The sequence below is a fragment of the Pseudomonas lundensis genome (assembly GCF_002269125.1).
Lineage (GTDB): Bacteria > Pseudomonadota > Gammaproteobacteria > Pseudomonadales > Pseudomonadaceae > Aquipseudomonas > Aquipseudomonas lundensis_A.
The window spans coordinates 1-24,667 of sequence record NZ_NQKI01000024.1; the positions used below are offsets into that span (position 1 = coordinate 1).

Here is a 24,667-nt window from a genome sequence, read left to right on the forward strand (position 1 = left end):
TGGGGCACATCAGCCCGCAAGCCTACGAGGCCCGGATGAGTGCTTGAAACTGTGTCCACGGTTGCTGGGCAAGATCAAAACGATCAGCTCCGAAGTCCGTAACACTCACACTTTCAACGAGCTTCCCGTAAACAGTCCTACCCATGTAGCCATTCAGCTTTGCGCCCTCGGGCCCTGACATGTCTTGAACTGTGTAGGGAAGACCATCAGGTCCCCGATAAAAGACGTTAGACGCCAAGTTGGGATTACCAGTCATCCCCCCCACCACGTCCCCAACATAGCGCTGCGTCCAAACCTTGGTTGACGCATCCTGAGCCTCTACAGGGTCTTTCAAATCCTGAATCCCATTCCCCTTCGCTCTGTACCACCCTGCCCCGTCCACGTCGAAATTACCCAACCGCAACGAGCGTGTGCTCCAGCGAAAGAGCTGTTTAAGCGCCTGCCAGATCCTGTCGAAGTCGCGGTTTACAGTCGAGGACAGGAAGTCGCCATTCTCCTGGTAGTCATTCAGCCGCTCAAACGGCACGTTGAGTTGTAGGTAGATATCAGCCTGATCGACTGGCGCCACCGTAAAAGTGATGGTGCTGGTGGGGTTCCCCACATTAGTGATGGCGAACCCGGAACTGATCTCGATACCGTCGATGTATACGTCTAGGTCTGTCGCGGCCAGCAGCAAGAAGGGAATGGTGAATATCTTTGTCACACCGTTGCCGGTGTAACGCTTGTCGGTGGGTCCTTCTGGAACTGCCATGGTCTGCCCCTTGGTGGTGGCGGGCTAGTAGTCCACTTGAACTTCATGGACGCCCGCATCTGGACGCCAATCGTCACGCCGGGCCTCTGTCGGTTTCCCGACTATTCGGCCAATGCGTACGGGGGTTTGGCTGATGGCGCCAGCGCCTGAGTCGAGGTAGTCGTCGGCCTGATTGGTCAATGCCGGGTTGAAGTTGCGCATCTGGTCCCACAGCGGGCCGCGCAGTACGTCGACGTGTGCCCACAAGAAGCGGGCTGACAAGGGCGATTCAAAGGCATCAAGGATGCGTTTCTGTTTGTTGGTGCTCGAGTACTCTTCCCCTACCCCGCAGCCGGTGCCCTTCAAGGCTTGCTTGAGGATGTTCGGGACGAAGCCCCCCGGCCCGTTGGTTTCAACAACCACTCGGGTGATTTGAAATTTAACGACAAGCTCTCGCACCTGGTGCACTTGGCCACCGATGATCCGCCCTTTGTCGTCGAACTCGGCCAGTTCGCCGGTCAAGCCTTCGGCGACGTGCCAGTAGAGTTGCCCGCGGGCGTCGGTCAGCAGCAGGGTGAATGCTGAGGCATCTGATTTGATCTTGCCCAGCGAACAGTCCCAGTAGGCCACCGCGCCGACTATCTGCGTTGCGCCCAAGAACATGGCCACCGCATTGTTGGCGTGGCGCAGTGTGGGCTGGACGTCGTAGGGGATGATGCGTTCCGGGTCCAGACGAACCTCCGTCACGGGTTTCGAGTGGAGCTGATACTGCGAATCCCATTCGTTGATGGTGCGGGTTTTCTTGCGACGGTCGGCCAGTTCGGCAGCGTTAAAACGCTCCGGCCATGCGCTGCCGGCGTAGCAGTCCACGAGCGTTTGTGGAGGCGTGAAGAACGCGATCCCGCTTTTCGTCAGTTGATAATCGACACCCAATGCCAATAACCGGGCGTGCTTGCCGATACCTGAAAACACCACGTCCGGAACAAAAGGCAGGTCGTAGGCGTTGAGCTTGGCATCGTCTATCCGGTGTTCCTGGGCGAACATGCGGATGGTCAGGCAGTCAGCGCCCAAGCCCTCTACTTCGTCGTAGAGGCTGTCGTGGGTGTGAGGCGTACCAATGAACAATTGCCGGGCGCCGGGCACCATGATGTGGATCTGTTCGCCCAAGCGGTAGCGCATTTTCTCCCGCGCCTCGGGCGTGCCAATGTTACGCGGCACTTCTACGTCATCGTTCTGGCACTCGTCTGCACGGGCCGAGGTGACGTTGGACAGGATGCCTTTGGCGAACATGCTGCCGTTGCGGCTGTCGACTGCCCCCAATACCCACCACTGTTCCACCGTGCCTTGGTTGTGGGGCAGCAGGTGGCGCGTCAGCGGGTGGTTGCGGATGACATTCTGTGTGTCGCGGCTGGTCTTGTAGGCGGTGGGATCAGACTCTGACTGGTGCAGGATTCGGTAGGTCGGGTCGCAGTAGTACCGCCATGCGTTGTAGACCGCAAGCAGCGTGGATTTGCCGAACCCACGGAAACAGCGCAACACCGCGAGGTTTCCACGGTGCTCCAGCCAGTAGCAGGCCCGCACGTGTATGTCCGGTACCGCCCAACGCATGCGCTTGGCCCACATCAGGAAGAAGACCAGCAGCGAGACCTTAGTGGACATTGGTGCCCTTACTTACACGCTCAAGCAGCGCCAGGGCCTGACGTTCGGCCTGTGCGACTTCTTGATCCAGCTCCTTTTCCTCATCATTAAGGGATGGATCTTTGTCCTTGGTCAGCGTGCTGGTGATGTTCATGACTTTGACCAATAGGGTCATGGACGCCGCTGCGTTCTTCTTCGACCAATAGCGGTTGCCGCGCTCTTCCTGCGTCAAGTCAGACGCCGCTTTGCCTGCGCCTGGCCACGTTGACGGATCGGCCTCGTTGATCACCACGTCAGCCAGGCCCACGGACAATTCCTGCAGGCGGGCGATTTGATCCAGTCTCATCGCTTAACCCCCACAGTCGCCCCAAGGTTTGGCGCACGATCGGGCATGGCTTCGCCCGGTTCCCACCAGAACGATTGCCCGAAGTCCTTTTGTGCGCGGCGTTTCATACGGCGCAGGTAGCCGGGTGACAGCAGCTCTTGCATGTCATGGAACACGGCATGTTCAAAAGCGGCCTTGGTGTACCAGCTGCGAATGAACGGGGTGTTCTGGTAACCGAGGCGAAGCAGGTTTGCACCGACGTCTTGAGGTTCAGTACCCTTTTTGAAGACGCTGCCCACCGTCAAGCCCACATCGGCAGCGGTGCCGTACACCGGGCCGAGCAGGCCGGTAAGGTTGGATTGACCGCCCCGGTTATCACCACCAAGACCGGTATTCAGTATGTCGCCAAATATGCCTACGCCACCCCCGCGCAAAGCTGCCTGCACCCAAAATTTGGGGTCGTTAATGTTGCGCGGATCACGGCCATTCATGATGTCCATAAGCTGGTTGGTCATGGCGCCAGCCATCAATAAACCCGTGAAGACAGAGGCGGAATAGGCCAGCTTGCCAGCGGTGGATTCGATCTGTGAGGCGCGTTTCCAGTGACGCTCGAACATGGCCACGCCAAAGGATTTAAACAGGGTCAGGTGACGCAATGACTCGCCACCGATGCTGCCGGACTGTGTACCTTGACGCAGGGTTGCTCGGGTCATCAGGCCAGGCAGGATTGAGGTGAATTCGGCTTCGTTCTGGATGTAGCCCAACAGTTTGCCGATGGCATCGTTCTTTTGTTTGGCGCTAAACCCTTGCAGGCCCGCGATGGATTCAGGAGTGAGCATGTTCTGACCACGCCAGTTTTCAGGGGCTGCCGATTGCCACACGGCCCAGTCATCCTGATGGATGCCATATCGCTCCAGACGTGCCTGTAGCTTCGGGTCTGAACCCCAAGCGCTACGGGTGTCGCTGGCCATGCGCGACATGATTTCAACCGAAAATCCCCGGCGCATTGCGGTTGTCCAGCCCTCCAGCAGCGTGACTTTCATCGTGGCGTTGGCCAGCTTGGAAGTCCAACCGGCTGACAGGTTGTCGGTGTGGAACGTGACCATGTCCGAGGTGATGCTGTCCATCCCAATGGCCATGCGCGAAGCCTCAGCGCGGTAGTCCTTGGAAACACTCTTGAGCGCGCTCACAAGGGTTTTGCCAATGGGTAGGCCATGGTAGGCGCTGGTAATGGCCAGCGACTGAACATCGCCGATGACAGAAGCAATCAAGGTGGCCTGCAACTTGGCCGCCACCATGAAGTTGCGGATACCCTGATTGAACTCGGCAAAGCGGGCATTCACGGGCACGCCCAAGCTGCCGTTGAGTACGTTCCACACCATGTCCGGAGTGGCACCAAATTCGGTACCGGAGAAGAAGCCGTCGCCCTTCCCGTCTTTGATTTTGGCGGTGTCAAGCAACAGGCGATAGGTTTGCGCTGAGTTGGGGCCAAGCTGCTCGATCATGACGGTGTCTTTGATCTGGGCATGCACAGAGCCCTGCATCGCTTCAAACACAGAGGTAGGCCCAAAGTCGCGCATGTACTCCAGGTATGCGTCACCGTCTTTGAAGTGAATTTGCCGGTGGGCATCGTCGTGCTTGGCGGCGCGACTGGTGCCACCCGCAGCCCCCGGCGTCATCTTGTTCAGGCCATCTGTTTTCAAGGTTTCGTGCGCAGCCAGCAGAAAGTCGGTCACCGCTGCATCATTCATCTGCGTACCGTCTTCGTTCAGATAGCGTTTCCTGTCCAGCCTGTTCAGCACAAATCCCGCCCAAGCGTCCGGTGTTGCAGCCCGCACCTTCACCAGGCTGTGGGGCTGCGGTAGCCATCCATAGTCGAGTCGCCCAATGTTCGCGCCAGCGGCGTTCTGCCGTTCACGGATGGCGTCCATCTGCTCCCGCCATACCTTGGCACCCTTCGCGGCTAGCTGGTTGCCCGTGTCGCGACCGAACACCTCATGCACAAAGTCCCGCTCTGCGGCCTTGTTGGTGATCATGCCCAAGAACTTGGGGGCGGCCGCATCGATGGTTTCCATGATCGAACCAAACGCCCGGTTGCGCTCACCCTTGATACGGCTGTCCACCTGGCGCAGGCGCTCGAACAAAGCAGAGGTAAAAGGCTGCTTACCCCCAATGACCGCAGCTCGGGTCTCTTGGTTGGCCAGCTCGCGGGTTTGCGCCAGCAAGTTCTGTCCCTTGCGCTGCGCTGCCTTGTCAACGCTGGCTAAGTGATCGGCCATAGCGGCCTGAGCAGCGGCCAACTGGCGCTGTTGCTCGGTCATGGCGTTGAATTTGGCGGGATCGGTGCGAGCAAGGTCGCGGATGTGAAAGCTGATCTTGTCCTCGATCACTTGGGCCTCGGCCTTTTTGAGCGGACGGCCAATGGCCTGTTCAACTTCTTTGATGCAATCAGCGCGCATCGCCATGGGCTTGCCTCCAGTGGGAATGGAAGCAAGCCTATGAGGTGGCGGTAGACGGTTTCCCGACTATTTGGGGTGAGGTCACAGACGCAGCAGGCAACCAATGGCCGCCGTGTAGGAAGAGGCTTCACGAATGCCAGCCGCATGTTCAGCTTCGATCTCGGCAAGTACCTGATCCGCTCGAGCGCTGGTGGCGTTGCCGTCTGCGTCATAGCCCGTGCGCACCATGGCCTCGGGGTTTCGGGCCACAGCACCACGTAACAGCTGGAGTTCGGCAGGTTCGGCGCGAGCGGCGGACTTACCATCACCAGCAGGTTTACCAGTGTTGTTTACCACTGCGGGGCCCGGTTTATCTGGGTTGGCAATTTTTGGTGCTGCTGGTTTACCACTGAGTGGTAAGCCGGGTTTCGGTGCGCGGGTTGCTACCGGCTCACGGGGCAAGGTGGCTTCATGCTCTCGCACCAGGGAATCAATTTCTTCACGAGCGGCACGTTCATTGATCTGACGCGGGGTCAGCGGTTGCTTGGCTGCTGCGACTCCTGCCGCCAGCGGCTTGCGTTGGAAGCCTTGAATGATCTCGTCTGCTCGTGAGTTAAGGCGTTCATCGAAACGCGTCGGCAGTTCGCCACGTTCCAGGGCGTTGAGGTCTGCGCGAGCCTGTTCTGCGTTTCGATTGCCGGACAGGCTGTCATTCAGTTCGGACTGTCGACCCGATAGCTGTGCACGCTCTTGCGCTATGGCAGCACGTGCGGATTGTTCGGCTTTTTTACGGCCAAGGCCTTGTCCTTGAAACGCTTTGGCGCGGTCACGGAAGGTGGTATCCAAGTCATCCAGGGTCTTGCTGACGGTGGCCAACTCTGCACGCACATCGCGCACGTTGGGCAGACTGCCGGTTGCAGCGTGTTCAGCCTCGGCCCGAATCACCGGCAGCAGTTCTTCGCGAGCGTTGACCAGGGCGTGTTCTCGGCTTGGGGCAATGACGTGTGACTCATCACCGGCCCGCAAGAAGCTGGCCGACTGAATGTTGTCCGGCAGCACCACCGGCTCGCCGCGGTTGATCGATTCAATCGCCGCGCGCAATGCATCTTGGTGGGCAACCGCAGATCGTGGATCTACCGGTAAACCGGGTGCGGTGTCGATATCAGCATGCTGAGCGTTGCGATCCGCAAGGGCAGCATCAATCTGATCGGTTGTTGGCCGGCGCAGGGTCGCCCGGCCAATTCCAAAGAAGCCCAACCCAAGGATTGCGTCAGTTGCAATGGCCGTTCTATCCATCACCCGGTATTGCGCGGCTTGGGCATGATAGCCACCGGACTCAAGAAACTCTGCGGAAACACCACGGTGAGCCATCCCTAGACCAACGTTCGCGCCAACCGCCAGCGCCGCGTCACCGACTAACGATTTTGCAAAGCCTGCCATTGGAATAGCAGCGCCAACGCCCGTCACAACGCCCTCAGTCAAGCCCAGCCATGTTGCGGTGCTTTCGTCGATTCCTTCCGCCATCGATACCTGCTTGCGCGAATAACCCGCAGGCCCACCGGCAGCCGCCGCACCACCCAAAGGCCCGCCCAGCACAGCCCCCACGACTGTGCGCGGCAGGATTGCCATAGCTTCACCGATGATCTGGCCAGCAATACCAACCTCAGTCCGGTCGGGCCGCAGGCTCATCACGGATTCAGCCGTGCTCTCGCCGATTTCTTGAGCTTGCGACTCTCTGAATTGTTGCTGTGCTTCGATCTGGCCTTGCTCGGATTCGGGAAAATAGGACGCCCCGATAGCAAGGTCGGACTCGATCCCAAGGCTCCCCAGTTGAAGCGCCGCCGATTGGGCCGTGCGCACGGCCTCGATGCCACCGCGCAGCAGGCCGGGGCCAACCACATCAAGGGCGCCTGTGAAGAATCCGGGTTTAGGTTTGTCGCTTGTACGATCAAGGCGCTGATCCTGGCTTAGTGCCTCATTGTCTTCGACCAATCCGTCTAACCAGCTCATTTGACTTTCACCACCATGGGTTGATGGGTCGCCGGATCAACTTGCACCCTGCCCGCATTCATCAGGTAATACGAACCCTCTTTACCTGGTACCGGCGACAGCGGCATGTCTTCAAGCTGGCTAATGGGGAATTGGCTGCGCTCAGCCAAACCCTGCAATTCAATGTCCACGATCTTGCTGAAGACCTTGTCACTCAGGCCGTAGGGTTTGATGACCTTTTCTCCGCCATGTTCGCCAACACCACCTGTGGCCATGTTGACAGCCTGTTCAGCCAGATCACTGTCCAGCTCGGGTGATGGGCCGTCATGCTTGATACCCTTCGGCCCGGACATGCCCGCGTACAAGGATTTGTAAGCCAGATACGCCTGTTCACGCTGCGGCGTACCCGGTACCAAGGCATTACCCACGGCTTTATCGAAGGCTTCGCGAAACATGGCGTCCTTGGGCATCGGCGTTGATTTGTCCGTCAACACCCTGGCACCGGCCAGTAATGTCTTGGGCACATCGGTGCCATCATCTCCCTTGAGCCCACGGAGCTGGGCCATGCCGGCCAAGATCGTAATGGGCTGGTCCGCTGCCAGCGGCTTGATGGCGGCGGCATAATCCGCACCGGATGGCGCTGAACTTGCGATGGCCCCCAACAGTTGCAACTTGGTGCCGTCATCGGCCTGGGTCATCAAAGCACTCAACATCGTCTGTTCTTCGGGCTTCCACGGGTTTCGCGCCACCTCCGGCCCATAAGCCTTGCGCACGGCATTGACCACATCGAAGCGTTCGGCAATCTGCTCGCCCAGCTTCTGTTGGCCTTCGGGGGTCATCACCCCCGACACGTCGAGCGGCGCCACATCAGCACCGGTTCGGAGGGCGTTAAACGTGAGCGGATGCTCACGCAGCATTTTGGTGTTGTTGTCGACTGCACTTTGCAGGCGCGTGACATTGGCCTGCTCGGTCACGCTAGCGCCCTGGCTGACCATCTGCTGACGCTTGCGGTCGATGTACTGTTGCTGCTCTGCCAGAGGCGCACGCAATAGGCTCTGCACTTCGGTCATTTCATGCATGCGGGTGTTGAATTCCCCGGCTGCGGACGTGCCCGACAAAGCCGACTTCCAACGCTGCTGGTCGGCGGGTGTCGGCGGTATGCCGGTGGTAGCCTGCTTGTCCATCTGACTGAGCACCCGTTCAGCCTTCATTTCCCGCATTTCGGCCTGACGCTGCTGGTGTTCCTTTACCTGAAAGATTCGACCACTGACGGTGTTCAGCAGTTGGTTACGCTTCTGTGGGTCAAGCTTTTTGGCGTAAAAGCCGTCTTCGGCGGTGAGGTCGTGCTCGACCTTTTGCAGGCTGGCCAAGCTTTCACGCGACTCAATAACGCGCTGGGTGGCATGCGTAGTCCAGTTGCCGTCTTTGAAGTCTTGTTTCTTGCTGGCCCACCCTTCGCCGAACGCCAAGCGCCCAGCTGTATCGATGTCTTCGGCATCCATCCGCGCATTGATCTGTTCGACGTTGGCGCCCGGCATAGCGGCATCCTTGCCCAACATATCCATGCGCGACAACAGATCGCTTTGAGCCGAAAGAATGCGCCCCTTGGCCGAGGCGGCGCGCACGCTGTCCAGCCCACCTAACTGGATGCGCTTTAACGAATTGCCAATGTCACCCTGCTGCGCCTCGTTAAGTCCGGGGGTTTGCAGGGGTTCGAGCTGCGCCACGGCCGTGTTGTAGGCCTCCTCTGACTTTTCATAGCTCAGCGTACCGGTGCGCATCTGCTCATCCAGATCCAGCGCAATGGTCTTGACCTGTGATTCACGATCGATCAGCGCGTTGCTGGCTTTTACGCGGGCAAGTGCCTGATCTTCTTTGGTTCGCTCATCAAGGATGCTAAGCCCGGCATTGACCAGCGTGCTGGCCACTTGCTGGGCGCCACGGTTCTGCAAGCTGGGGTCGGGGGTAATGACGCGGTTCTGCACGACGTCTTGCTGGACGTTGACCCGGCCAAAGTTACCCAGGGGAATCTGTGCCATTAGCCGTTACCTCCTGCTCTCGGCGCCGTGCCATTGGCCGAGGCCTTCCAGCCTGACATGGCCAAAGACGAACCGGTATTCAACACGCTGCCCACGGCCTGCGAGTTTGCCGCCGCCCGCGCCTGGCTGCCGCTGAGTTTGTAATTGCTGGCATCAACATAACCACGGGCCTTTTGGTTTTGCCCGTTGAAAATGGTCAACGCCGCATCTTCTTCGGCATTGCCGATGATCTCTTCATTGATGTTGATGGCGGTACCGGCCCCGGTCTCAATGCCGGACGCCGCGAGCGCCGCATTGGCCTCACTGGACTGATTGCGCGCAAGGCGACGTATGCGGTCAGCCTGTACGGCAGATGCGCTTGCAGCAGCGTCTGCGTCTTTTTGCGCCTGCTCTGATTGAGCATCCGCGTTAAGACTGGCCTGTTTGGCCGACTGATTGCCCGAGTAAACCGAGTACGCCGTGCCTGCGACTGCCGCAGCCGCTGCAACGTACCCACCATATGCAGCCATAAACGCAGCGCCGGCAGCCATTAGATAAGCTCCTTTTGAAACAGGGGCGCGAACAGTTCAAGCCCCAACGATTGATACAACCGTGACGTACCCTCGACGTTTACGCCGGTGCCGATGCCCATTTGAATATGCTTGGCCCCCTTCATACGCGCCCATGCCTCAAACGCCCTGATCAGGCGGATAGCGGTAACGCCATGACGCTTGTTGGGCTCAATGAACAGGGAATAGTCGTAGGCCACCAGGTCATCGTTAAACCATTGATCAACGACCGCCCCAGCCATGCCGCCGACCACAAGACCATTGACCTCTGCCACAAACACCACCCCGCTCGGGCCATTGATCAGCTCGTGCAGGAAGCTGCCCGATTTGTCCGCGTTGAACGCCATGGTGGAATAGCTGCTGGTGGCATGCAGTAACGTGCCCAGCTCGATAAGCCGGGGTACGTCTGAGTGTTTGGCTGATCTGATCATGGTGTTACCTCAATCGTTGAACGTGGCTTTTTTGATGACGCACAGCAGATGGAACGGCAGCGGTTGGTCCTGAGTGATTTCCAGTGAGGCTTGGCCACGGTCCCACCCCAGGTTCTCCATGCGGTGAACGCCGGTAAACAACACAGGGGGATGGTCAAGCACCTGCACGCCCAGATTGCGGAACGCGACGGTTTGGCCATTGATCTTGCAGCCGATGGTTTCGAGGAATCGCAAGGTGACTTCGCCGATACGCATGCTGTTGCCCTGCACGCTGCCTGTGTTACCGGCGACTTCAGGGGTCAGTGTTTTGATTCGGGTTTTGAAGTTGAGGCCAATGGACGTGGTGTAGGCCTTGCGCGGAATGCTGACTTGGCCAGCAGTGACGAGTTGCTGTTGCATCACAACGCCATCCGCCACGATGTCGACCATTTTCCCTTCAAGGTGATTCAGGCCGCCCCATACGGTCTGGCCGTCAGCGCTGGATGCATTGACCCCGGAATCGACACGCACATCAGCGGCGAATCGCTCGATGTAACGCACGTTTTGACCGTTGATGGTTCGGCGAACCACAACCCACACTTGATCCCCGTTTTCACTCGGGATGGATGCCGCTGATTCAAAGGCGCCATCGGTGACCTGACGCGCCCAACCGATGACGTCTTGATCACGATCCACCGTCATGGTGGCCATCACGCCGTCAGCCCGAACCATGTACAGAATGGATTCAGGCTCTTGCTGATAGGCCATATCGACAATGCCAGACTTGGTGGCGTGTTCGGACAACACCGACATGTCAGGCGAGCCAAAGGTGTCGGAGTCGTATTTGTAGGCCATTGCCCGCAACTTACGGTTCGCACGCTGAACGAAATACAGCTCATTGCCGATGCGTACCGGGCGCACGCGGTTGCAACCGTAAACGGATGGGTTCTTGGCGCGAATGTTGGTCGGGGTAATGGCCTTCTCTACCCCGCCGCTGACGGTGAATTCACCGCCGTAGGTCAGCGGGATCAGGGCGTTGATCTGGCCAATGTGCAATATCGGGTTGATCTGATCCGAGGACAGGTTGTACGAGATAGCGTCATCGTCCTTGGTGCCCAACTCGAAGTTCAGGTACTCCCCGGTGCGCGACTCCCAGATGGTTTGCGGAAAATTGGGCGAGCCACCCAAGGCAAGGCGTTGCTCGTACAAAGTGCCCGCGCCCGGATAGCCGTCGATATCGTTCCAGACAGACGCCTCAAGCGACCAAGCATTCGCCGGTGATGCCACCGCCGATGTAGGCGCCGAACGAATGATGCCCGAGGCCACGGTGGAACTGGTGTAGGTACTGACTTCAAGCAAGCCGCCGTTGATTTTGACGAACTTGCCAATATCGTTGGGGCGCCAGCCAGCAATGCCCAAGGTCATGCTGACAGAGCCCCCGACAGGTGTGGCCGCACTCAGTGTGTTGGTGGTTTGCGGCGAACCTTTTAACGACCAGGTGGGCCGCGTTGCTGCACTGAATGCGTTCAATACCTCAACGGTGGCCACGGTTGCACTGGTGACGGCAGAAATGCGGGCAATGCCGCCGCCTGACCAGATTTCACGGCCCACATCGGCGGCCAGGAATGCGGCTTCGACCGCCGTTGCCGAACGCCCTGCCCCCACGGTTGGATCGCTGAGCGTGATCGAGGTCAGGAAGTCGATACCTTTTTCGTCAAAAGGCTTGGTCACAAACGGCGCCGGGGCAAGGCTCCACTCTGTGTGAGTGATGCGCCGCAACCTGCCAACCGGCACCTTGCTGTTGAAAATGAACATGGTGTCGGCACCCTGCACATAGTCCATGCGGTCAAGCAGGTCGTGGCTGTAGGGGCTGGCCAACTCAATGCCGCTGTAGACCCCGTTGGCAAAAAAGATCCGCACGTACAAATCCCCGAACTCGATCATGTAGGCCTGTGAGGCGTTGAATACGTAGGGGATCAACCGACACTTCTTGTCAGGGTATTTGGCGGCTGCACACATCAGGGTTCCGTCACGGCGCAAACAACCGCCATGGATCACTGGCCAAGCGTTTTCGATCACCTCCGCACCGTTCTGGTACCGGGCAATATCGACACGGCCCAGCATGCGCGGGGATACCTCACCGGCGGTGAAGTTGGTCTGTATCAGCGTCAGGCGAGGCATTAAAAGCCACCTCCGAATCGCGCACGCAGCAAGCGTTCGTCACCCAAGGTCTGCGGCGGATCTTCTTGGCCATCGACAGCGCGGGCACGCTTGAGCGCCATTTCAAGCTTCTGCTCAAAGGACTGTTGCAGCGCGGATGATTGGGTGACGGGGTACGCCAACGCGGCAGCCATGGCCAGTGTCAGCAGCTTTACCAGACCGGCATCCCATGTGTTTTCCACTTCGTTGCGGAACACATAGCGCAGCTCCAGCACGGTGGTGTTGGCTTGCAGGGTTCGGCCTTCGACCAGGTAGTCGATCTGGGCATTACGGCTGCCCACTTCCAGCACGCGCAGGAAGTCGGCCGGCAGTTCAAATGAATGGCTGTAACCGAACGCAGGCGCTACGGCATCGGGTGCCAGCACTGCCCGCTTGATTGCGCAGTTCCACGGATGGGCGCGCAACATGTCATCGCGAATAGTCGGGTACAAGTTGGCGCAGAGCTTGGCCCGGTCAAGGTTCAACTGGTCAGCAAAGTCGTTGATGGTTTGCGAGCCCAGCATCAGCAGCGCGTTGGAACAGATAGATACACCGGTGGCCATGCTCATCCTCAAAACCTCCAGATACAAAGACCGGGGCACGCGGCCCCGGTCGGTTAATGCCATCCATGGCCGCCACGAATCAGTTTTGACCGGCGTACTGGGCAACCAACGTGATCACTTGGCCTGGCTGCAACGCTGCACCTGCAACAGTGGAGAGCAGTTCACTTTGGTCAGTGGCCAAGCCTTGTTGGGCCACGGCCACTTCAAACAGTCCACCGTTTGCAAACTGAGCCTCAGCCACAGCGTTACCAGCAGCAGCAACCGATGTGGCAGCGAGGTAGCGAGCCTGCGAAACCGGATCGCCTAGGTTGATGGTTGAGGACGCAGCGCCACCCCCGAAGTACAACTTGGTGCCAGGCATCAGGCGAGCACCGAATGGGATAAAGCCCCAGGAGATTTTGTCGCCGATGGCAACGCCACCAGCAGGAACGGTGTAAGTGCTGACCAAAATCTGAATGTCAGCCCCTTGCAGATTGGGCTTAACCAACTGCTGTGGGAGCGCCGCACGGGCTGCGGCTACGAATGCGTTTACGGTTGCCATGGTGTGGCTCCTAAATCTGGACTGAGGGGAAACGTCAAAGCCGCTTACGCGGCCTCAGTTACAGCGATTTCAACCACCTTCTCTTCCTCAGTCCGTACAGCACCGATGGACTGCTTGGCATAGATCCGGACGTTGAAGCCCTTACCTGGATCCTCGCCAACCTTGGTGGTGATATCGGCGCCTTTACCAAGCGTTACGCCAGACTTGGCCCAGGCATACAGTCGACGGGTAGCACCGTCGTATGGGGTGCGCTCAGATGGAATCCAGGTAAAGCCCATCCACTTACCCTCCACATCGCCTTCCTGCAGGAACTTGCCGGCCATGTAGTCAGCGCTGGTCAAGGTAGCGTCCGCGAGAATGTCGGCAGCCGCAGCAGCCGTGTAGGTGATGAACAGCTCTTCACCGTTGTGGTTGTCCGCTTCGTTGCGGCGGAATATTTTGCGGGCCTGAATGATCTTTGCCTTGGTCAAGCCAGTGCCGCCCACAGCAATTTTCTGGGCAACTGGCAAGATGACGTTGCCGGTGGTCGAGCGCGAGCTGCCGCCCATTGAGGCGATGATCACGTCGTCTTTCGCACGATTGAGTGCTGCAACCATTGCCTTGACGTAGTCCGAAGTTGGGTCAACCAACATACGGATCTTGTCCTGGTCGTCGATCATGTCGCCATCGTCCCAGTCGAACAGATCAACAAAGCGCGTGCTGTGTGGCTGATCATTGATCGGGGTGTCTGCGTGTCGCTGGGTGCGGCGCTGCGCAGTACGTTGACCTAGGCGGTTAACAGACTTAGACATGCCGACAATGTTCGGCTCGATGGAAACCCGCGTTTCAAAGCGCGAGGTCATTTGCTGAGCCAGATGGCGGAAGTTGTCAGCAAATTGCTGAACAAACGCCTCGGTAATTTGTTGGGACATAAGATGCACTCCAATGCAGATAAGGGATTGCCTGCCGGGTATCCGCGTTGCGGGCCGGTATTCCTGGCGTGCATCGGCTCTGCGGCGCCTCGGGGCTTTCTGGGTATCTGCGTGCCATCGCAGGCCAGCCCATTGCTGGGATGCCTGCGATGTTTGTGCATGGAGGGTGTCGGTTTCCCGACTATTTGCGGCGAGGGTCAGAAGCGGGTTTTGGGCTTGTTGTATTTTTGATCGTACATGCCGTCGAGCTGGGCCTTGATGCCTGCCCGTTTCGGGTCGTGCTGTGGCAACGCTTCAAGCTGGGTGCGCAGCTCGGCGGCCTTCACTGCAAAATCCGCTTCGCTGACTTGCACACCGCCGTTGATGGGGCTGTCTTCGTTGAGTTCCTTGCCGATGTTGGCGGTGAACGCAATAAAGTCCGGGTCGTTGCCGTACTTAGCCATCAAGGTGTTGAAGTTGCCCGGGGCATCACCCTGGCTGGCGAACGCTTCGGCCGCACGGTAGGACGCCGACACGTTGGTGCGGATCGATTGTTCATCTCCCCAAACGGCTTTCAGGGCGGCGGTGCAATCCTGCTGGGTCAACACGGCTGCACCCCCCATCAGGCCCGGCGCGGCTTTCAAGTACTCGCCAATCACATACTCGACCTGGTCATTGTTCAGACCCTTGGCATGAGCACCCTTCAAAAACGATTGAGTGCTCTCGTCGGCCTTGAATTCATCCCAATCAAAGCCTTCCAGCTCGATCTTGGGGGCGTATTCCTCATGACTCTTGGGCGGCGCATCCCCTGAACCCATGCGGGTTTCAAGGTGTTTATAGGCCTCGGCAACCTTGCGCGACGAAGCTTCCAGATCAAGGCTGCCATCCTCCTTGTTGGTTCGGTATTTCTCGGGAATGAAGTCTTGGCCAGCCGCACCCCCAAGTACCGTTGGAGCCGGTGCGGGGGCCGGTGACGGGGCTGTGACCGGCGCATTGCCTTCGCCACCCTCGCCCGCTTCGGCCATCAGTACAACGCTCATGAAACGCATAAAACTGTTCTTGAAACGCATGGTTATTCCTCTTGGTCGTTGACGTCTTCAACGCCATTAGCACGGTTAATTCGGAGCACAACGTGGTCGAGTACCTCGCGGTTCCCGGCTTGTTTGTAGGTGGTGAGAATCGCGTCGATGCCGCCCACCGTGCAGGCGTTACGGGCAAAGCGCTGAATCAGCAGTTCCAGCACGATCCGGCCTTCGTGGTGTTCCTCGAAAACACGCTTGAACATGGCGTCGACTTGTTCCGGGGTCATGTTCATGCGGCGGTTCCCTGTTGTTTGAGTGCAGCTTCACCGGCCTGCTGTTGCATGGCTTGTTGCTGGGCCTGTTCCTGAGCGGCTTGTTGGGCTTGCGCTCGATCCTCGCGAATCTTGTCCCGGTCGGCCTTGCTGCGAATGACAGCGGACGGCACGCCCAGAGCTTCGCCCTTGAAGCGCTGGGCCTCGTCCATGTCGATGTTGTCCATCACCGTGGGGTCAATCGGGGCAAGAGCTGCGGCGCCGGCAACGAATTGGTCGATGGCTGAAACCTCTTCCAGCTTCTGAGACCTGGCCAGCGGCGACAGGTAGCGCACGGTGAAGTTGCGGCCCGCCAACGACTCAGGCGCTGCACCGAGAATCCCGGCGCGATAGGCCAAACCAAAACAGCGCTCGATCATGGGTTGCAGGTATTCAGTTTGCAGGCGCCCATACACCGGGCCCAATAACTGCCTGATCAAGTTGACGCGCACGTGCACCTCGGTGGCAGTCATTGCCGGGCCGTCCTGTGCCTGGAGTTGATCGGCCATCAGGATCTTGCGGATTGAAGCCTGCAATCGGGCAATCTTGGTCTCGGCGTACTGGAAGTTCGAACCGCTCTGCAACGGCTTCATGCTGTCCACAGAGTTGGCCACAATGATCTTGCGCGGCCCGACCTTGATTGTGCGCGGGTTCAACACGCCGTCGTCTTCAGCGATCCACATGCCTGCGATGGCCAGATCACCCGCCGCCAAGTCCATGCGGCACAGTTCGTTGAGGGTGCGCGAATCCGGCAGCGCATCGAACACGGGGCCAACGGCGTACACGCTGTCCGGGATCATCATCCAGCGCGGTACCACCACCGGCATTTCGTGATAGCCCGACTCGCTCACCAGCTTCTTGGCCTCGACCTCCACCTTGCAGGAAGCGATCGGCATATTCTTGGCCAGCCTGGCCCCGACCATGTGGGTGGTGCGCGGATAGATGGCGTGAACGAATCGCACCATTTCCTGCGGCTTGTCCTTGGCCAGCTTGCGGGTGTTCTCACTGAGGTTTTCTTCGCCAAACTCATTAACCGCCTGTTCGGCGGTGAGTTTGTATTCGCGGTAGACGGTATCAATCTTGCCGCCCGCCTTCGACGCCGAGGCGTACACGCTTGCAATGGGCCACAGGTCGAAGGTGAAACCGCCTTTCTCTTTGTCCTGATCGATGTACAGGGCAAACCAACCGGCGCACACCACATCAATCAACCCCTCAAACGCGGCCGCGTCGAAGTTCGATGCGTGGATGTTCTGCCAGAGAATGTCGGCTGAGTCGTCCAACCAACGGCGTTCATCCTCAGTCTCTTGCCCCACATCCATGCCGAACCACAGGGAGTTCGCCGGGGTCAGGCCCGACATGATCCCGGACGACAGAATCCGCGCTGCGTCGGTGGTGGTGCCGTCAATCATCCGGGCCTTGCGCATCTGCGCTTCCATGGCTGAGATTTGCTCCGTGCAAAAGCCACTCCCCCGAATCGGGTAGCTGTGGTCGAAGCAATCACGCCAGACCGACTCATGCGGCGAGCGCAGCGACTTCAAGGTGCTCAACGTCTTGGCGATCTGGGCGGCGGTCATGATCCGAGGGTTCTCTTGCCTTTCTCAAGGACGCTGCCCGCAGCACCAGCGGACGACAGCAGGCTGCTCTCGGCCTTGCGCTTCTTGCGGGTGGCGGTTTCTTCATTGGCCTTCTGTGCCGCCAAGTCAGCGGCCTTTTGGGCTTCTACGGCGGGGTCTGGCACATCAACCACTTTCGGCTTGCTTGGCTTGCTTCCCATGGTCTTACCCCTTCACAACAGGTTCAGGGCACAACCAGCCTTCACCGGTCAAGACGGGCTGCTTAAGCGTGGTGGCGTCTAGGGTGCTGGTGGCCTGGGACGCGGGCTTGGCATCGAGCGTGCGCAGTGGATCAAGCACCAATGGGGCCCCGCCTTCGGTCAGGCGAATGACTTCGGCTTCGGCTTCTTCTCGGCTGACACCGATAAAGTCACTGAACCAATCCGCATGCCCTTCGGTTGGCGTGTACCAGACCTTCCAGCGGCCACCACCGTTGTGCTTGGCGGTGTAGGTCGGTACGACTGGGGTTTGAGTGGTCGCGCCGGTGCTGGTGGCGGGCGTGGTAGTGGCGAGAGGTTCGCCGGGGATCTGGGTCTTGAACTCTGGAGCTGGCATGGTGCAGGCCTCGATGAAGGTTGTTGATCAACGAGGGCCAGCATCAAGGGGGTGGGCTGTCGGGTTCCCGACTATTTGGTGGGATTACGCTTGCAACTGCTGGTGATGAAGTCTTGGAGCCCAATCACTTGCGCGGTCACTTTCTTGTTGGCGACAACGAGGTCGGCATAATCCTGTCGAGCATCTGCTGCAAGTTCGGGGGTGGCTGCATCAGCGCTGCCGGTGGCGTCGGTATGGGCTGGCACACAGGCGGCACGGACGTACACGCGCTTAACGCCAGCAGTGAGGTCAGCAACAAGTTGAGGTTTCGAGTCTTCGGCATTGCGGATTGCCTCCTGATACTGGCGGTCGATGGAGTCACGAACGATTAGGGCCTGCTCGTATGCCTTGGCTTCGCCTTCCAGCACACCCACACGGCTCGTTGCGGCATCTAGACGGGTGCTGACGTGATCGAGACGCCAGAGCGCCAGCAACAGGCCAATGACGAGGACGGCGCAGAGACCTGCAAGTGTCTTCATTGCACATCCTTGCACTTGGCATGGCGCTCAAGTTGACGAGACCAGACGCCCCAGCATCGTTTGTTGCCCGGCGTGGAGCAGTCGAAACCAGCGGCATAGCGGTACTTGAGCAAGTCGGTGCAGGCTTGGCCGTAGTTGCCAGCCAGTAGATCACGGCGCATCGATGACGCGCGCCAGTTGCCAATCCCGTACTGGCCGATGAAGTCCATGTACACATCGAACTCCACCTGGTGCAGCTTCACGCCCGGCAGTGACGCTGCAAACTGCTTCTCAGCTTGGCTGTTCAGATTGCGAGCCAGTAACTCGGCACGGGCTGGGGTGATGGTGTCGCCCATCTTCACGGGACGGCCATCCTCGTAGCGAGTCGACCCGTAGCCCAGAGTGGGCACATCGCCTTGGGTGGGAATGACAGCGGTGTCGGTAAAACCCTCACTGAGTTTCCACGCGCCAAAACCTGCGGCGCTCATGCTCAACAGGGCGACAGCAATGCGCTGACGTGCGGCGTTCATCGTTGGCATTGATCGCGGATTGCTTCAATGCGGGCAATGCTTTCCGCATGTTCGCGGCGGTCCCGTCTGATTTGGAAGTAGGTACTGATTACCAAGCCCAGCACCGCAACCACAACGCCAGTGATACCGACCCAATTGACCTGAGAAAGCCAGCCGACCACCCCGGTAGCGGCCCCAAGCATCATGCCCTTGTTGGCAACAGATGCGCCCACCGCCTCAATAATTCCTTCCGGAGTAGGGTTTGCCATGCTGTGACTCCTGACTGGGGCTTTCATGGTGGGCCTCCAGGTTAAAAAAAAACCCAGCGCGGTGGCTGGGCTGCGATGACGGCAAGGATCATCGGGGGGATGTGTCGGTTTCCCGACTATTTCAAACTTTGGCGTGGTAGGCCCACCAATCGCCTACAGCGACCATGGGCAACGCCTTACGCTCTCGTCCTGTGGTCTGGCACCAAAACGACACCAGACGCTCACCTTCCGTGTAACGAGGCTCTGCGCCCTGCTTCCAACCAATCAGCGTGGAGCGCGGGACGCCAATCGACTCAGCTGTCGACTGTATGGAATAGCCAGCGCGCAAGATCCCGGTAATCACCGTGAACCAATCAACGCGAAGCTCTGCCGGGGCAAGCATGGCTACCCCCAAAACGCGCGCGCACGCGAGACAGACAACGTGTGAACCTCTATCCCAAGCCCCCTGCCCATCACGTAAGTCATTTCGGATACAACACGCTTAAAGTCCATAACCGGATCATCTGATTCATCAAAGTGGAACGGATGCACGGCACGGCGGTACCCAAGCAAAGCTTCTGGCTCACCGGGCAATTCAAGGCTTGCATCAACGCAGAGCAACACCCAGCCATCGGCAAGTTTGTGAGTGCTCCAGATCAGTATGGGCAGGCTCATGATGACTTCCCCACAAGCGGCACAACACGCACTGACACGCCCGGTGTCTCGCTGAAACGCTTGCTGAGAGACACGTTAACCACCTGAACGTCATCCTTGAAAACGATGCCGTTGATACCGTCACAGATGGCTTTTAGCACGTTGTCTGCGTCAGGTTTCTTGGTAGGCATCACATCACCTGCCAGTGCTTCAGCGGTTTTCTTCTTCGACCAGGACGCAGCAACAGAAACCAGAATTTTCATCTCAACCAGCACCGGGCCGTCAATCAGCTCCCGTCCTGCCATAGCCTGCTGTGCTGCCATCGCAATCAAGGTTTCGTAGTTGGCGGTTTTCTGCGGCGTGAACATTCGAGCGTGACCACCGATGGTGCTAACACGTGGCCTGCCCTTCCCCACAGCTTCACCGGGTACTACGAATGAAACGGGTTTTAGATCAGACATGCGTGTCTCTCCGGATGCCGAGCTTTGCCAGCAGCATTGCCCTGGCGGATTGTGGGTTGGCTGGAATCCCCTGCGCGATGACCAGCGCTTCGGCTTCCTTGCGCGAGTGCTCCAACTGGACCTGTTCACGCGGCCGAGTGCTGTCGTGGCCAATACCGTGAGCGATACGCCCTTCCAGCGGCTGGCCGGTCTGCGCACGACGAACAACGATTGCGTAATTGCGCTCAAACCGTTGGCGCAGCGCCTTGTCGTTGCTCGATCCAGCATGCAGATCGAACGTGCTGGTGGCTTCGGCTGCGATCTTCACGGCCTCGTGGCTGTACTTGCCTGAACGGGCTTCATCCCACGCTTGGGCTTCCGATGGCAGTCCGGGCACTTGCAGGCACATAGCCCGAAAGACGTTTGCAGGCGGTGGCCAGTCGAATTCGTCGCCTTTCTCGACCAGAACATTGAGACCGTTGGCGATTTGCTTGCCCGTAATACCCTTGAGAACCGTGGCCCATGAATGGCTCATGTCAGCTGATACGCCGAAATTCGACGTCCAGCGGTGGCCGTACATCTCGCTCATCTTGATCCAGAGCTTGTCGAGCAGCGGTTGCGGCATCCTCTCCGTCTCGCTCGGCAATGGCTGCTCGCACCCGATCTGGAACTGAGAGTGGGCCTTGTCGAGTATTGCGTTGGCCTGATGAGGCACCCGGGCCTTGATGGTTTTTGGCAGGGTTTTCGGGTCGAGCGTGTCCATTGGCGGTGCTCCCGCTGGCTTTGGCGTATTGGATTTGGGAGTTGAGGTAGGCAACCAGTTGGTATTCCCACTGGGCCTGGGATTGCTCTTTCTCTGGCCTGACGTACCAGTACGAGCAAAATGCGTCGAGCAGCTCGGTGGTGGCTGCACTGACAGGGATTTTGTTTTTGAAGCAGATGGCCTTGAAGGTTTTCGGGTCTGGAGCCCAGCCATCGAGCGGCATCGGGAAATAGCTCCCGCGCTCTAATAATTTAATAGGATTAACGGATATCGGAGGTAGGTTGCTGATCAGGGGTTCGCTTGATTCTGATCCGGTTGTTGATCCTTGCTCTGATTCGACGAAAATACCGGATTCATTGAGGTTTTCCGGTGTTTCTTCTGGTTGTTGATCAGGTTGTTGATCGGGTTGTTCATCGGTTGCTGATGTTTTGGACGGACTATCCCAATCCGCATTCGGCAGCTGATAAACAAGGGGGCCAACAGGGGTTATTGCACCAAGGGTGATCAGGCGATCAACCAGCGATCTGACCTTTTGCCTGGTAGGGGATCCAGACTCATGACGGCCACGCGTAGGGGCAATATACAGCTCTTCACGGAACATTTGTTCGCTGAGTCGCCGCTTTTGTCCAGACACGCCTGTCCTGTAATCCATAAACCGGCGAATGGCGCAGTAAAGCTTGAAGACGTCAGCAGGCTCATCAGCCAGGGCGCTCCACTCTGCGTCATTGATCTGGAAGGAAGGCACAGTTAGTCCTCCTCGAGCTGATCAACATTCTGGACGTGTTCCATCCAGCGCTTGGCCTGATGAAAAATCGCCTCAATGTCACGCTGGTTGAAGCACCGCATATCGTTAGGCACGATCTTCAAGTCAAGGACAGACAGGATTTGAGCGAACCGCTCGAACTGCTCGGGTTTCATGCGGCTGATCGTCGCCTCGTCGCAACCGACTGCAAGCGCTACCGGGCCGTTGCCGATCGATGCAAGACGCTGCATGAGAACGGAGTAGTTCTTGCGGGCCCTTACGTTCTGCTCTTGGTTCAATGGTGGTGTCGACATAATCAAGCCGCCACTTCGGCGGAACCCTTGAAGCGCTCCGGGTACAAGATGTGAATTTCGGTTATTTCGTGATCGAAAACCTGGCACAAGTTTTCGGCCAAGGATGTGGATGCGCGTTGAGCGCCCCGCTCAATCCGGGAAAGGTTTCCGGTATCGACTGTCTCGCCGACCTGGGCAAGCCGCGCCGAAACCTCGGCGAGTGTCCAGCGGCGCAAGGTGCGCGCTTGTTTTAAGGGAGTCATTGCAAGGCCCTGAGTTGATTTCAAGGACAATTCTGCGCAGTGCGCAGATTTAACACAAGCAAAATCTGCGCTGGACGCTTTGCGTGTAACGCAGTAAGTCTCGAGAATTGCTGAATGGATATCGGACAAAGCATTAGAAAAGCGCGTAAAGCCAAGGGCTTGACGCTAGAAGCTCTCGCCAACCAGGTCGACACCGACACGGGCAACCTGTCACGCCTTGAACGTGGCTTGCAGGGTGCGAGTCAGGAGCTACTGAAAAAGATCATGGCTGCTCTCGATATGACTATCGGGCATAGCCAGCCGCTCGATGATGGGCATTCAAATGTGCAGATGGCTTTACAGCCAAACAGAGCACCTAAGGAGTACCCGCTGATTAGCTGGGTTAATGCTGGATCGTGGGCAGAATCCCCCGAGAATTTTCAGCCAGGTGACGCAGACGAGTGGATTTCATCAACCGAAAATGCCGGTGATCATGGTTTTTGGCTCGATGTGAAAGGCGACTCGATGACCTGTTTTGGAAACCCAAGTTTTCCAGAGGGGTCCAGGATCTTGATCAGGCCAGAATCAGACTTAGTTAGCGGAAAATATTATGTCGTCCGGCTGCTAGATAGCGGAGAACAAACCTTCAAGCAGTACGTTGAAGATGCTGGGCATAAGTATCTTCGCCCGCTTAATCCGAATTACAGAACTATAGAAATCAATGGCAACTGCCACTTTATTGGCCGCGTTGTCGACGCAAAAATGACCGGACTTTGATAGGGACATCAATATGAAAAAGCTGACCTCTCGAATCGCATTAGCCGGGCTTATAGTTTCCGGACCTGCATGGGCGCTAACTGGTAACGACCTCATAAACATGATCCCTCAGTATGAAAAATCGGCTGGAGATTTTAGTGGCGGTATGTTTTTAGGATATGTCGTGGGTGTAGCAGAGACAGCTAATGGCGTTCTTTACTGCTCAAAATCTGGCGTAACTAACGGACAGAACGCAGCAATTGTTATCAAGTACCTCCGAAACAATCCAGAAAAGTGGGCAAATGATGCCAACTCGCTGGTGTTGAACGCCCTAATTACAGCCCACCCGCCTTGTAAAAGCAAAACCTAAAAATCCTCACTAATTAAGCATACCCGCCTTGAGCGGGTTTTTTTCGTCCCAAGAAAATAATCTGCGCTTGACGCAGAAAATAATCTGCGCATAATGCAACCTGTGTTCTGCGCTGCACGCAGATTGTAGCCGCTGTAAAACCACACAAACACCGCTCTTTAGCTCCAACGCATCACCACTGCCGGATCACCACCGGCCCAGATTCAAAGGCAAGCGATGGACCGGCCTCAACGGTCCAGAGGGATGGCAACTGTCCCAGGGTGCGCAGCGCAAAGCCCCGAATCAGTTTTCCAGCGGACAAGGTCGCGGCTGGAGAGAAGGAAGCACCGGAATTTTTCACTTCTGCACCTGGGCAACCGGGTGCATTGGGAAAACAACCCTCACAGGAATACGACATGAATAGCACCACCAAACTCGGCAGCAAAATCAAAGTCGGCGACCTGATGTACGTTGGCCTTAATGGTCGCATCGGAAAAATCATCGAGTTCAAAGCACACCCGGGCTGGCCTGGTCTCCCCGGCCATACAGGCCGCGTGGCGATTACGGACCGGGGCTCAATAACAATCGGCGATCAGCATGTTTGCCGAGTTCCTGCGTAACGGGCTTTTTCACTTCTGCCACCGCATCGGTGGCAGAGGGAAACCAACCAAACGCCACCTTGGAGGCGACCATGACTTACGAAGTGATTGTTGAAGGGTTTGTCCTCCAGGTGGAGGTTACGAACTGCGAAAACACCCCGCCCAACCCGAACAGCTGGGCCAGTGATTGGGATTTTCAGGGCAGCCGCGAACTGGAATTCGTTGTTGTTTCAGGCATCACTTATGACACCGACGGTGTGCGGATGGATGCCCCGGCCAGCGAACTGGCAGATGCGGCCGAACAATACGAAAAGCAGATCGAGGCCGAACTCTGGCGCCAGATCGACAGCCACACGCATCGGCAACGGTGGGCAGCATGAGCCGTGCCCACATCATTGCAGTAGGCATGATCAATTCACGATTTGTTGAGCTGCTCGCAGGCAACACCTCTGCGCAACTGCACGCCGAAACGAGCATGGCCATAGAAATGGCCCACTCACTGGGTGCGATCGATACCAGCGAACACCGACATTTTGTGGCCCGGCAAGACCGAATCCTTGAGCGCCAGCATCAAGACCTTATGGCTAAGTTGGAGGGGTTTCGAGCATGACCATCATCGCCACCAACCGAAAATCACTCATCCAAGCCCTGCACCGTCAGGGCTTTTTTCTGGTTAACGAATTGCCCCGCCCGATTCGTATTGAAGTACGGCGCGGTATGTTGATCGCGAGGGTGTCATGACCAACCGCCAACGTCAGCGCCGC

33 protein-coding genes are annotated in these 24,667 nt (G+C 57.9%); 6 read left to right on the forward strand and 27 right to left on the reverse strand.

Annotated elements, in window-relative coordinates; all coding sequences use genetic code 11:
- Positions 1-22: 22 nt before the first annotated feature.
- The 27 genes from CJF39_RS15080 to CJF39_RS15205 form a co-directional block, all read right to left on the reverse strand.
- Positions 23-751, reverse strand: a complete 729-nt coding sequence (locus CJF39_RS15080; protein WP_094994138.1) for a hypothetical protein — start codon at positions 749-751, stop codon at positions 23-25.
- A 24-nt stretch (positions 752-775) separates the two neighbouring features.
- Complete coding sequence (terL, locus tag CJF39_RS15085; RefSeq protein ID WP_094994139.1) at positions 776-2,389, reverse strand: phage terminase large subunit; 1,614 nt, start codon at positions 2,387-2,389, stop codon at positions 776-778.
- Positions 2,379-2,714, reverse strand: coding sequence for a hypothetical protein (locus tag CJF39_RS15090; protein ID WP_094994140.1), 336 nt, complete (start codon positions 2,712-2,714; stop codon positions 2,379-2,381). Before CJF39_RS15090 ends, terL begins: the two co-directional genes overlap by 11 nt.
- Complete coding sequence (locus CJF39_RS15095) at positions 2,711-5,158, reverse strand: hypothetical protein (protein WP_094994141.1); 2,448 nt, start codon at positions 5,156-5,158, stop codon at positions 2,711-2,713. Before CJF39_RS15095 ends, CJF39_RS15090 begins: the two co-directional genes overlap by 4 nt.
- Positions 5,159-5,233: 75 nt before the next feature.
- Complete coding sequence (locus CJF39_RS15100; protein ID WP_094994142.1) at positions 5,234-7,141, reverse strand: hypothetical protein; 1,908 nt, start codon at positions 7,139-7,141, stop codon at positions 5,234-5,236.
- Positions 7,138-9,159: a hypothetical protein gene (locus tag CJF39_RS15105; RefSeq protein WP_094994143.1), complete on the reverse strand. Its 2,022-nt coding sequence runs from the start codon at positions 9,157-9,159 to the stop codon at positions 7,138-7,140. The genes CJF39_RS15100 and CJF39_RS15105 overlap by 4 nt, the downstream gene beginning before the upstream one ends.
- Positions 9,159-9,689: a hypothetical protein gene (locus CJF39_RS15110; protein WP_070413391.1), complete on the reverse strand. Its 531-nt coding sequence runs from the start codon at positions 9,687-9,689 to the stop codon at positions 9,159-9,161. The genes CJF39_RS15105 and CJF39_RS15110 overlap by 1 nt, the downstream gene beginning before the upstream one ends.
- Positions 9,689-10,138 (reverse strand): GNAT family N-acetyltransferase, encoded by a 450-nt coding sequence (locus CJF39_RS15115; protein WP_094994144.1) that lies wholly within the window; start codon positions 10,136-10,138, stop codon positions 9,689-9,691. Before CJF39_RS15115 ends, CJF39_RS15110 begins: the two co-directional genes overlap by 1 nt.
- Positions 10,139-10,147: 9 nt before the next feature.
- Complete coding sequence (locus CJF39_RS15120; protein WP_094994145.1) at positions 10,148-12,298, reverse strand: hypothetical protein; 2,151 nt, start codon at positions 12,296-12,298, stop codon at positions 10,148-10,150.
- The gene (locus CJF39_RS15125) at positions 12,298-12,885 is read right to left on the reverse strand and encodes a hypothetical protein (protein ID WP_228385448.1); all 588 of its coding nucleotides are present in this window, start codon (positions 12,883-12,885) and stop codon (positions 12,298-12,300) included. Before CJF39_RS15125 ends, CJF39_RS15120 begins: the two co-directional genes overlap by 1 nt.
- 73 nt (positions 12,886-12,958) lie before the next feature.
- Positions 12,959-13,420 (reverse strand): hypothetical protein, encoded by a 462-nt coding sequence (locus tag CJF39_RS15130; RefSeq protein ID WP_094994146.1) that lies wholly within the window; start codon positions 13,418-13,420, stop codon positions 12,959-12,961.
- 44 nt (positions 13,421-13,464) lie between these two features.
- Complete coding sequence (locus tag CJF39_RS15135) at positions 13,465-14,331, reverse strand: phage capsid protein (RefSeq protein WP_153381657.1); 867 nt, start codon at positions 14,329-14,331, stop codon at positions 13,465-13,467.
- Positions 14,332-14,528: 197 nt separating this feature from the next.
- Entirely contained in the window at positions 14,529-15,380 is an 852-nt protein-coding gene (locus CJF39_RS15140; RefSeq protein WP_094994148.1) for a hypothetical protein, read from the reverse strand.
- Positions 15,381-15,382: 2 nt separating this feature from the next.
- Positions 15,383-15,625 carry a hypothetical protein gene (locus tag CJF39_RS15145; protein ID WP_212555983.1) on the reverse strand — a complete coding sequence of 81 codons (243 nt, stop codon included), beginning with the start codon at positions 15,623-15,625 and terminating at the stop codon, positions 15,383-15,385.
- Positions 15,622-17,217 carry a portal protein gene (locus tag CJF39_RS15150; RefSeq protein WP_170942689.1) on the reverse strand — a complete coding sequence of 532 codons (1,596 nt, stop codon included), beginning with the start codon at positions 17,215-17,217 and terminating at the stop codon, positions 15,622-15,624. The genes CJF39_RS15145 and CJF39_RS15150 overlap by 4 nt, the downstream gene beginning before the upstream one ends.
- The gene (locus CJF39_RS15155) at positions 17,214-17,417 is read right to left on the reverse strand and encodes a hypothetical protein (RefSeq protein WP_070413398.1); all 204 of its coding nucleotides are present in this window, start codon (positions 17,415-17,417) and stop codon (positions 17,214-17,216) included. Before CJF39_RS15155 ends, CJF39_RS15150 begins: the two co-directional genes overlap by 4 nt.
- Positions 17,418-17,421: 4 nt before the next feature.
- A complete protein-coding gene (locus tag CJF39_RS15160; RefSeq protein WP_094994150.1) occupies positions 17,422-17,811 on the reverse strand; it encodes a hypothetical protein in 390 nt (129 codons plus the stop codon).
- Positions 17,812-17,882: 71 nt separating this feature from the next.
- Positions 17,883-18,329 carry a lysis system i-spanin subunit Rz gene (locus CJF39_RS23180; RefSeq protein ID WP_094994151.1) on the reverse strand — a complete coding sequence of 149 codons (447 nt, stop codon included), beginning with the start codon at positions 18,327-18,329 and terminating at the stop codon, positions 17,883-17,885.
- A complete protein-coding gene (locus tag CJF39_RS15170) occupies positions 18,326-18,838 on the reverse strand; it encodes a glycoside hydrolase family protein (RefSeq protein WP_094994152.1) in 513 nt (170 codons plus the stop codon). The genes CJF39_RS23180 and CJF39_RS15170 overlap by 4 nt, the downstream gene beginning before the upstream one ends.
- Entirely contained in the window at positions 18,835-19,086 is a 252-nt protein-coding gene (locus CJF39_RS15175) for a holin (RefSeq protein WP_094994153.1), read from the reverse strand. Before CJF39_RS15175 ends, CJF39_RS15170 begins: the two co-directional genes overlap by 4 nt.
- Before the next feature lie 121 nt (positions 19,087-19,207).
- The gene (locus CJF39_RS15180; RefSeq protein WP_094994154.1) at positions 19,208-19,468 is read right to left on the reverse strand and encodes a hypothetical protein; all 261 of its coding nucleotides are present in this window, start codon (positions 19,466-19,468) and stop codon (positions 19,208-19,210) included.
- 2 nt (positions 19,469-19,470) lie between these two features.
- The gene (locus CJF39_RS15185; RefSeq protein WP_094994155.1) at positions 19,471-19,740 is read right to left on the reverse strand and encodes a hypothetical protein; all 270 of its coding nucleotides are present in this window, start codon (positions 19,738-19,740) and stop codon (positions 19,471-19,473) included.
- Positions 19,737-20,180, reverse strand: a complete 444-nt coding sequence (locus CJF39_RS15190; protein WP_094994156.1) for a RusA family crossover junction endodeoxyribonuclease — start codon at positions 20,178-20,180, stop codon at positions 19,737-19,739. Before CJF39_RS15190 ends, CJF39_RS15185 begins: the two co-directional genes overlap by 4 nt.
- Positions 20,173-20,784 carry a hypothetical protein gene (locus tag CJF39_RS15195; protein ID WP_249275370.1) on the reverse strand — a complete coding sequence of 204 codons (612 nt, stop codon included), beginning with the start codon at positions 20,782-20,784 and terminating at the stop codon, positions 20,173-20,175. Before CJF39_RS15195 ends, CJF39_RS15190 begins: the two co-directional genes overlap by 8 nt.
- Entirely contained in the window at positions 20,696-21,667 is a 972-nt protein-coding gene (locus CJF39_RS23065) for a DnaT-like ssDNA-binding domain-containing protein (RefSeq protein WP_170942691.1), read from the reverse strand. Before CJF39_RS23065 ends, CJF39_RS15195 begins: the two co-directional genes overlap by 89 nt.
- 2 nt (positions 21,668-21,669) lie before the next feature.
- Positions 21,670-21,978: a CII family transcriptional regulator gene (locus tag CJF39_RS15200; RefSeq protein WP_094994158.1), complete on the reverse strand. Its 309-nt coding sequence runs from the start codon at positions 21,976-21,978 to the stop codon at positions 21,670-21,672.
- A 2-nt stretch (positions 21,979-21,980) separates the two neighbouring features.
- On the reverse strand, positions 21,981-22,220 hold the full coding sequence (locus CJF39_RS15205; RefSeq protein ID WP_094994159.1) for a helix-turn-helix domain-containing protein: 240 nt from the start codon (positions 22,218-22,220) through the stop codon (positions 21,981-21,983).
- Between the two features lie 114 nt (positions 22,221-22,334).
- On the opposite strand from CJF39_RS15205, the gene CJF39_RS15210 reads away from it, so the two are divergent.
- The 6 genes from CJF39_RS15210 (at position 22,335) to CJF39_RS23500 (ending at position 24,644) form a co-directional block, all read left to right on the forward strand.
- The gene (locus tag CJF39_RS15210) at positions 22,335-22,976 is read left to right on the forward strand and encodes a helix-turn-helix domain-containing protein (RefSeq protein ID WP_094994160.1); all 642 of its coding nucleotides are present in this window, start codon (positions 22,335-22,337) and stop codon (positions 22,974-22,976) included.
- Between the two features lie 13 nt (positions 22,977-22,989).
- Positions 22,990-23,325: a Rap1a/Tai family immunity protein gene (locus CJF39_RS22860; protein ID WP_141232195.1), complete on the forward strand. Its 336-nt coding sequence runs from the start codon at positions 22,990-22,992 to the stop codon at positions 23,323-23,325.
- A 395-nt stretch (positions 23,326-23,720) separates the two neighbouring features.
- Positions 23,721-23,924 carry a hypothetical protein gene (locus tag CJF39_RS22865; RefSeq protein ID WP_141232196.1) on the forward strand — a complete coding sequence of 68 codons (204 nt, stop codon included), beginning with the start codon at positions 23,721-23,723 and terminating at the stop codon, positions 23,922-23,924.
- A gap of 71 nt (positions 23,925-23,995) precedes the next feature.
- A complete protein-coding gene (locus CJF39_RS15215) occupies positions 23,996-24,283 on the forward strand; it encodes a hypothetical protein (RefSeq protein ID WP_094994161.1) in 288 nt (95 codons plus the stop codon).
- On the forward strand, positions 24,280-24,513 hold the full coding sequence (locus tag CJF39_RS15220; RefSeq protein WP_094994162.1) for a hypothetical protein: 234 nt from the start codon (positions 24,280-24,282) through the stop codon (positions 24,511-24,513). The genes CJF39_RS15215 and CJF39_RS15220 overlap by 4 nt, the downstream gene beginning before the upstream one ends.
- Positions 24,510-24,644, forward strand: coding sequence for a hypothetical protein (locus tag CJF39_RS23500; RefSeq protein WP_283163058.1), 135 nt, complete (start codon positions 24,510-24,512; stop codon positions 24,642-24,644). Before CJF39_RS15220 ends, CJF39_RS23500 begins: the two co-directional genes overlap by 4 nt.
- Positions 24,645-24,667 lie beyond the last annotated feature (23 nt).

Bases quoted from the DNA above. Each gene is read 5' to 3' on its own strand.
- CJF39_RS15170 (WP_094994152.1), bottom strand. From the start codon at position 18,838: ATGAACGCCGCACGTCAGCGCATTGCTGTCGCCCTGTTGAGCATGAGC.
- CJF39_RS15150 (WP_170942689.1), bottom strand. From the start codon at position 17,217: ATGACCGCCGCCCAGATCGCCAAGACGTTGAGCACCTTGAAGTCGCTG.
- CJF39_RS15220 (WP_094994162.1), top strand. From the start codon at position 24,280: ATGAGCCGTGCCCACATCATTGCAGTAGGCATGATCAATTCACGATTT.
- CJF39_RS15205 (WP_094994159.1), bottom strand. From the start codon at position 22,220: ATGACTCCCTTAAAACAAGCGCGCACCTTGCGCCGCTGGACACTCGCC.
- CJF39_RS23180 (WP_094994151.1), bottom strand. From the start codon at position 18,329: ATGAAGACACTTGCAGGTCTCTGCGCCGTCCTCGTCATTGGCCTGTTG.
- CJF39_RS15200 (WP_094994158.1), bottom strand. From the start codon at position 21,978: ATGTCGACACCACCATTGAACCAAGAGCAGAACGTAAGGGCCCGCAAG.
- CJF39_RS15080 (WP_094994138.1), bottom strand. From the start codon at position 751: ATGGCAGTTCCAGAAGGACCCACCGACAAGCGTTACACCGGCAACGGT.
- CJF39_RS15180 (WP_094994154.1), bottom strand. From the start codon at position 19,468: ATGCTTGCCCCGGCAGAGCTTCGCGTTGATTGGTTCACGGTGATTACC.
- CJF39_RS15135 (WP_153381657.1), bottom strand. From the start codon at position 14,331: ATGTCCCAACAAATTACCGAGGCGTTTGTTCAGCAATTTGCTGACAAC.
- CJF39_RS15125 (WP_228385448.1), bottom strand. From the start codon at position 12,885: ATGAGCATGGCCACCGGTGTATCTATCTGTTCCAACGCGCTGCTGATG.
- CJF39_RS15140 (WP_094994148.1), bottom strand. From the start codon at position 15,380: ATGCGTTTCAAGAACAGTTTTATGCGTTTCATGAGCGTTGTACTGATG.
- CJF39_RS15160 (WP_094994150.1), bottom strand. From the start codon at position 17,811: ATGCCAGCTCCAGAGTTCAAGACCCAGATCCCCGGCGAACCTCTCGCC.
- CJF39_RS15145 (WP_212555983.1), bottom strand. From the start codon at position 15,625: ATGAACATGACCCCGGAACAAGTCGACGCCATGTTCAAGCGTGTTTTC.
- CJF39_RS15100 (WP_094994142.1), bottom strand. From the start codon at position 7,141: ATGAGCTGGTTAGACGGATTGGTCGAAGACAATGAGGCACTAAGCCAG.
- CJF39_RS15105 (WP_094994143.1), bottom strand. From the start codon at position 9,159: ATGGCACAGATTCCCCTGGGTAACTTTGGCCGGGTCAACGTCCAGCAA.
- CJF39_RS15120 (WP_094994145.1), bottom strand. From the start codon at position 12,298: ATGCCTCGCCTGACGCTGATACAGACCAACTTCACCGCCGGTGAGGTA.
- CJF39_RS15090 (WP_094994140.1), bottom strand. From the start codon at position 2,714: ATGAGACTGGATCAAATCGCCCGCCTGCAGGAATTGTCCGTGGGCCTG.
- CJF39_RS23500 (WP_283163058.1), top strand. From the start codon at position 24,510: ATGACCATCATCGCCACCAACCGAAAATCACTCATCCAAGCCCTGCAC.
- CJF39_RS15095 (WP_094994141.1), bottom strand. From the start codon at position 5,158: ATGGCGATGCGCGCTGATTGCATCAAAGAAGTTGAACAGGCCATTGGC.
- CJF39_RS22865 (WP_141232196.1), top strand. From the start codon at position 23,721: ATGAATAGCACCACCAAACTCGGCAGCAAAATCAAAGTCGGCGACCTG.
- CJF39_RS15130 (WP_094994146.1), bottom strand. From the start codon at position 13,420: ATGGCAACCGTAAACGCATTCGTAGCCGCAGCCCGTGCGGCGCTCCCA.
- CJF39_RS15110 (WP_070413391.1), bottom strand. From the start codon at position 9,689: ATGGCTGCCGGCGCTGCGTTTATGGCTGCATATGGTGGGTACGTTGCA.
- CJF39_RS15210 (WP_094994160.1), top strand. From the start codon at position 22,335: ATGGATATCGGACAAAGCATTAGAAAAGCGCGTAAAGCCAAGGGCTTG.
- CJF39_RS15185 (WP_094994155.1), bottom strand. From the start codon at position 19,740: ATGAGCCTGCCCATACTGATCTGGAGCACTCACAAACTTGCCGATGGC.
- CJF39_RS15215 (WP_094994161.1), top strand. From the start codon at position 23,996: ATGACTTACGAAGTGATTGTTGAAGGGTTTGTCCTCCAGGTGGAGGTT.
- CJF39_RS15155 (WP_070413398.1), bottom strand. From the start codon at position 17,417: ATGGGAAGCAAGCCAAGCAAGCCGAAAGTGGTTGATGTGCCAGACCCC.
- CJF39_RS22860 (WP_141232195.1), top strand. From the start codon at position 22,990: ATGAAAAAGCTGACCTCTCGAATCGCATTAGCCGGGCTTATAGTTTCC.
- CJF39_RS15190 (WP_094994156.1), bottom strand. From the start codon at position 20,180: ATGTCTGATCTAAAACCCGTTTCATTCGTAGTACCCGGTGAAGCTGTG.
- terL (WP_094994139.1), bottom strand. From the start codon at position 2,389: ATGTCCACTAAGGTCTCGCTGCTGGTCTTCTTCCTGATGTGGGCCAAG.
- CJF39_RS15195 (WP_249275370.1), bottom strand. From the start codon at position 20,784: ATGCCGCAACCGCTGCTCGACAAGCTCTGGATCAAGATGAGCGAGATG.
- CJF39_RS15115 (WP_094994144.1), bottom strand. From the start codon at position 10,138: ATGATCAGATCAGCCAAACACTCAGACGTACCCCGGCTTATCGAGCTG.
- CJF39_RS15175 (WP_094994153.1), bottom strand. From the start codon at position 19,086: ATGGCAAACCCTACTCCGGAAGGAATTATTGAGGCGGTGGGCGCATCT.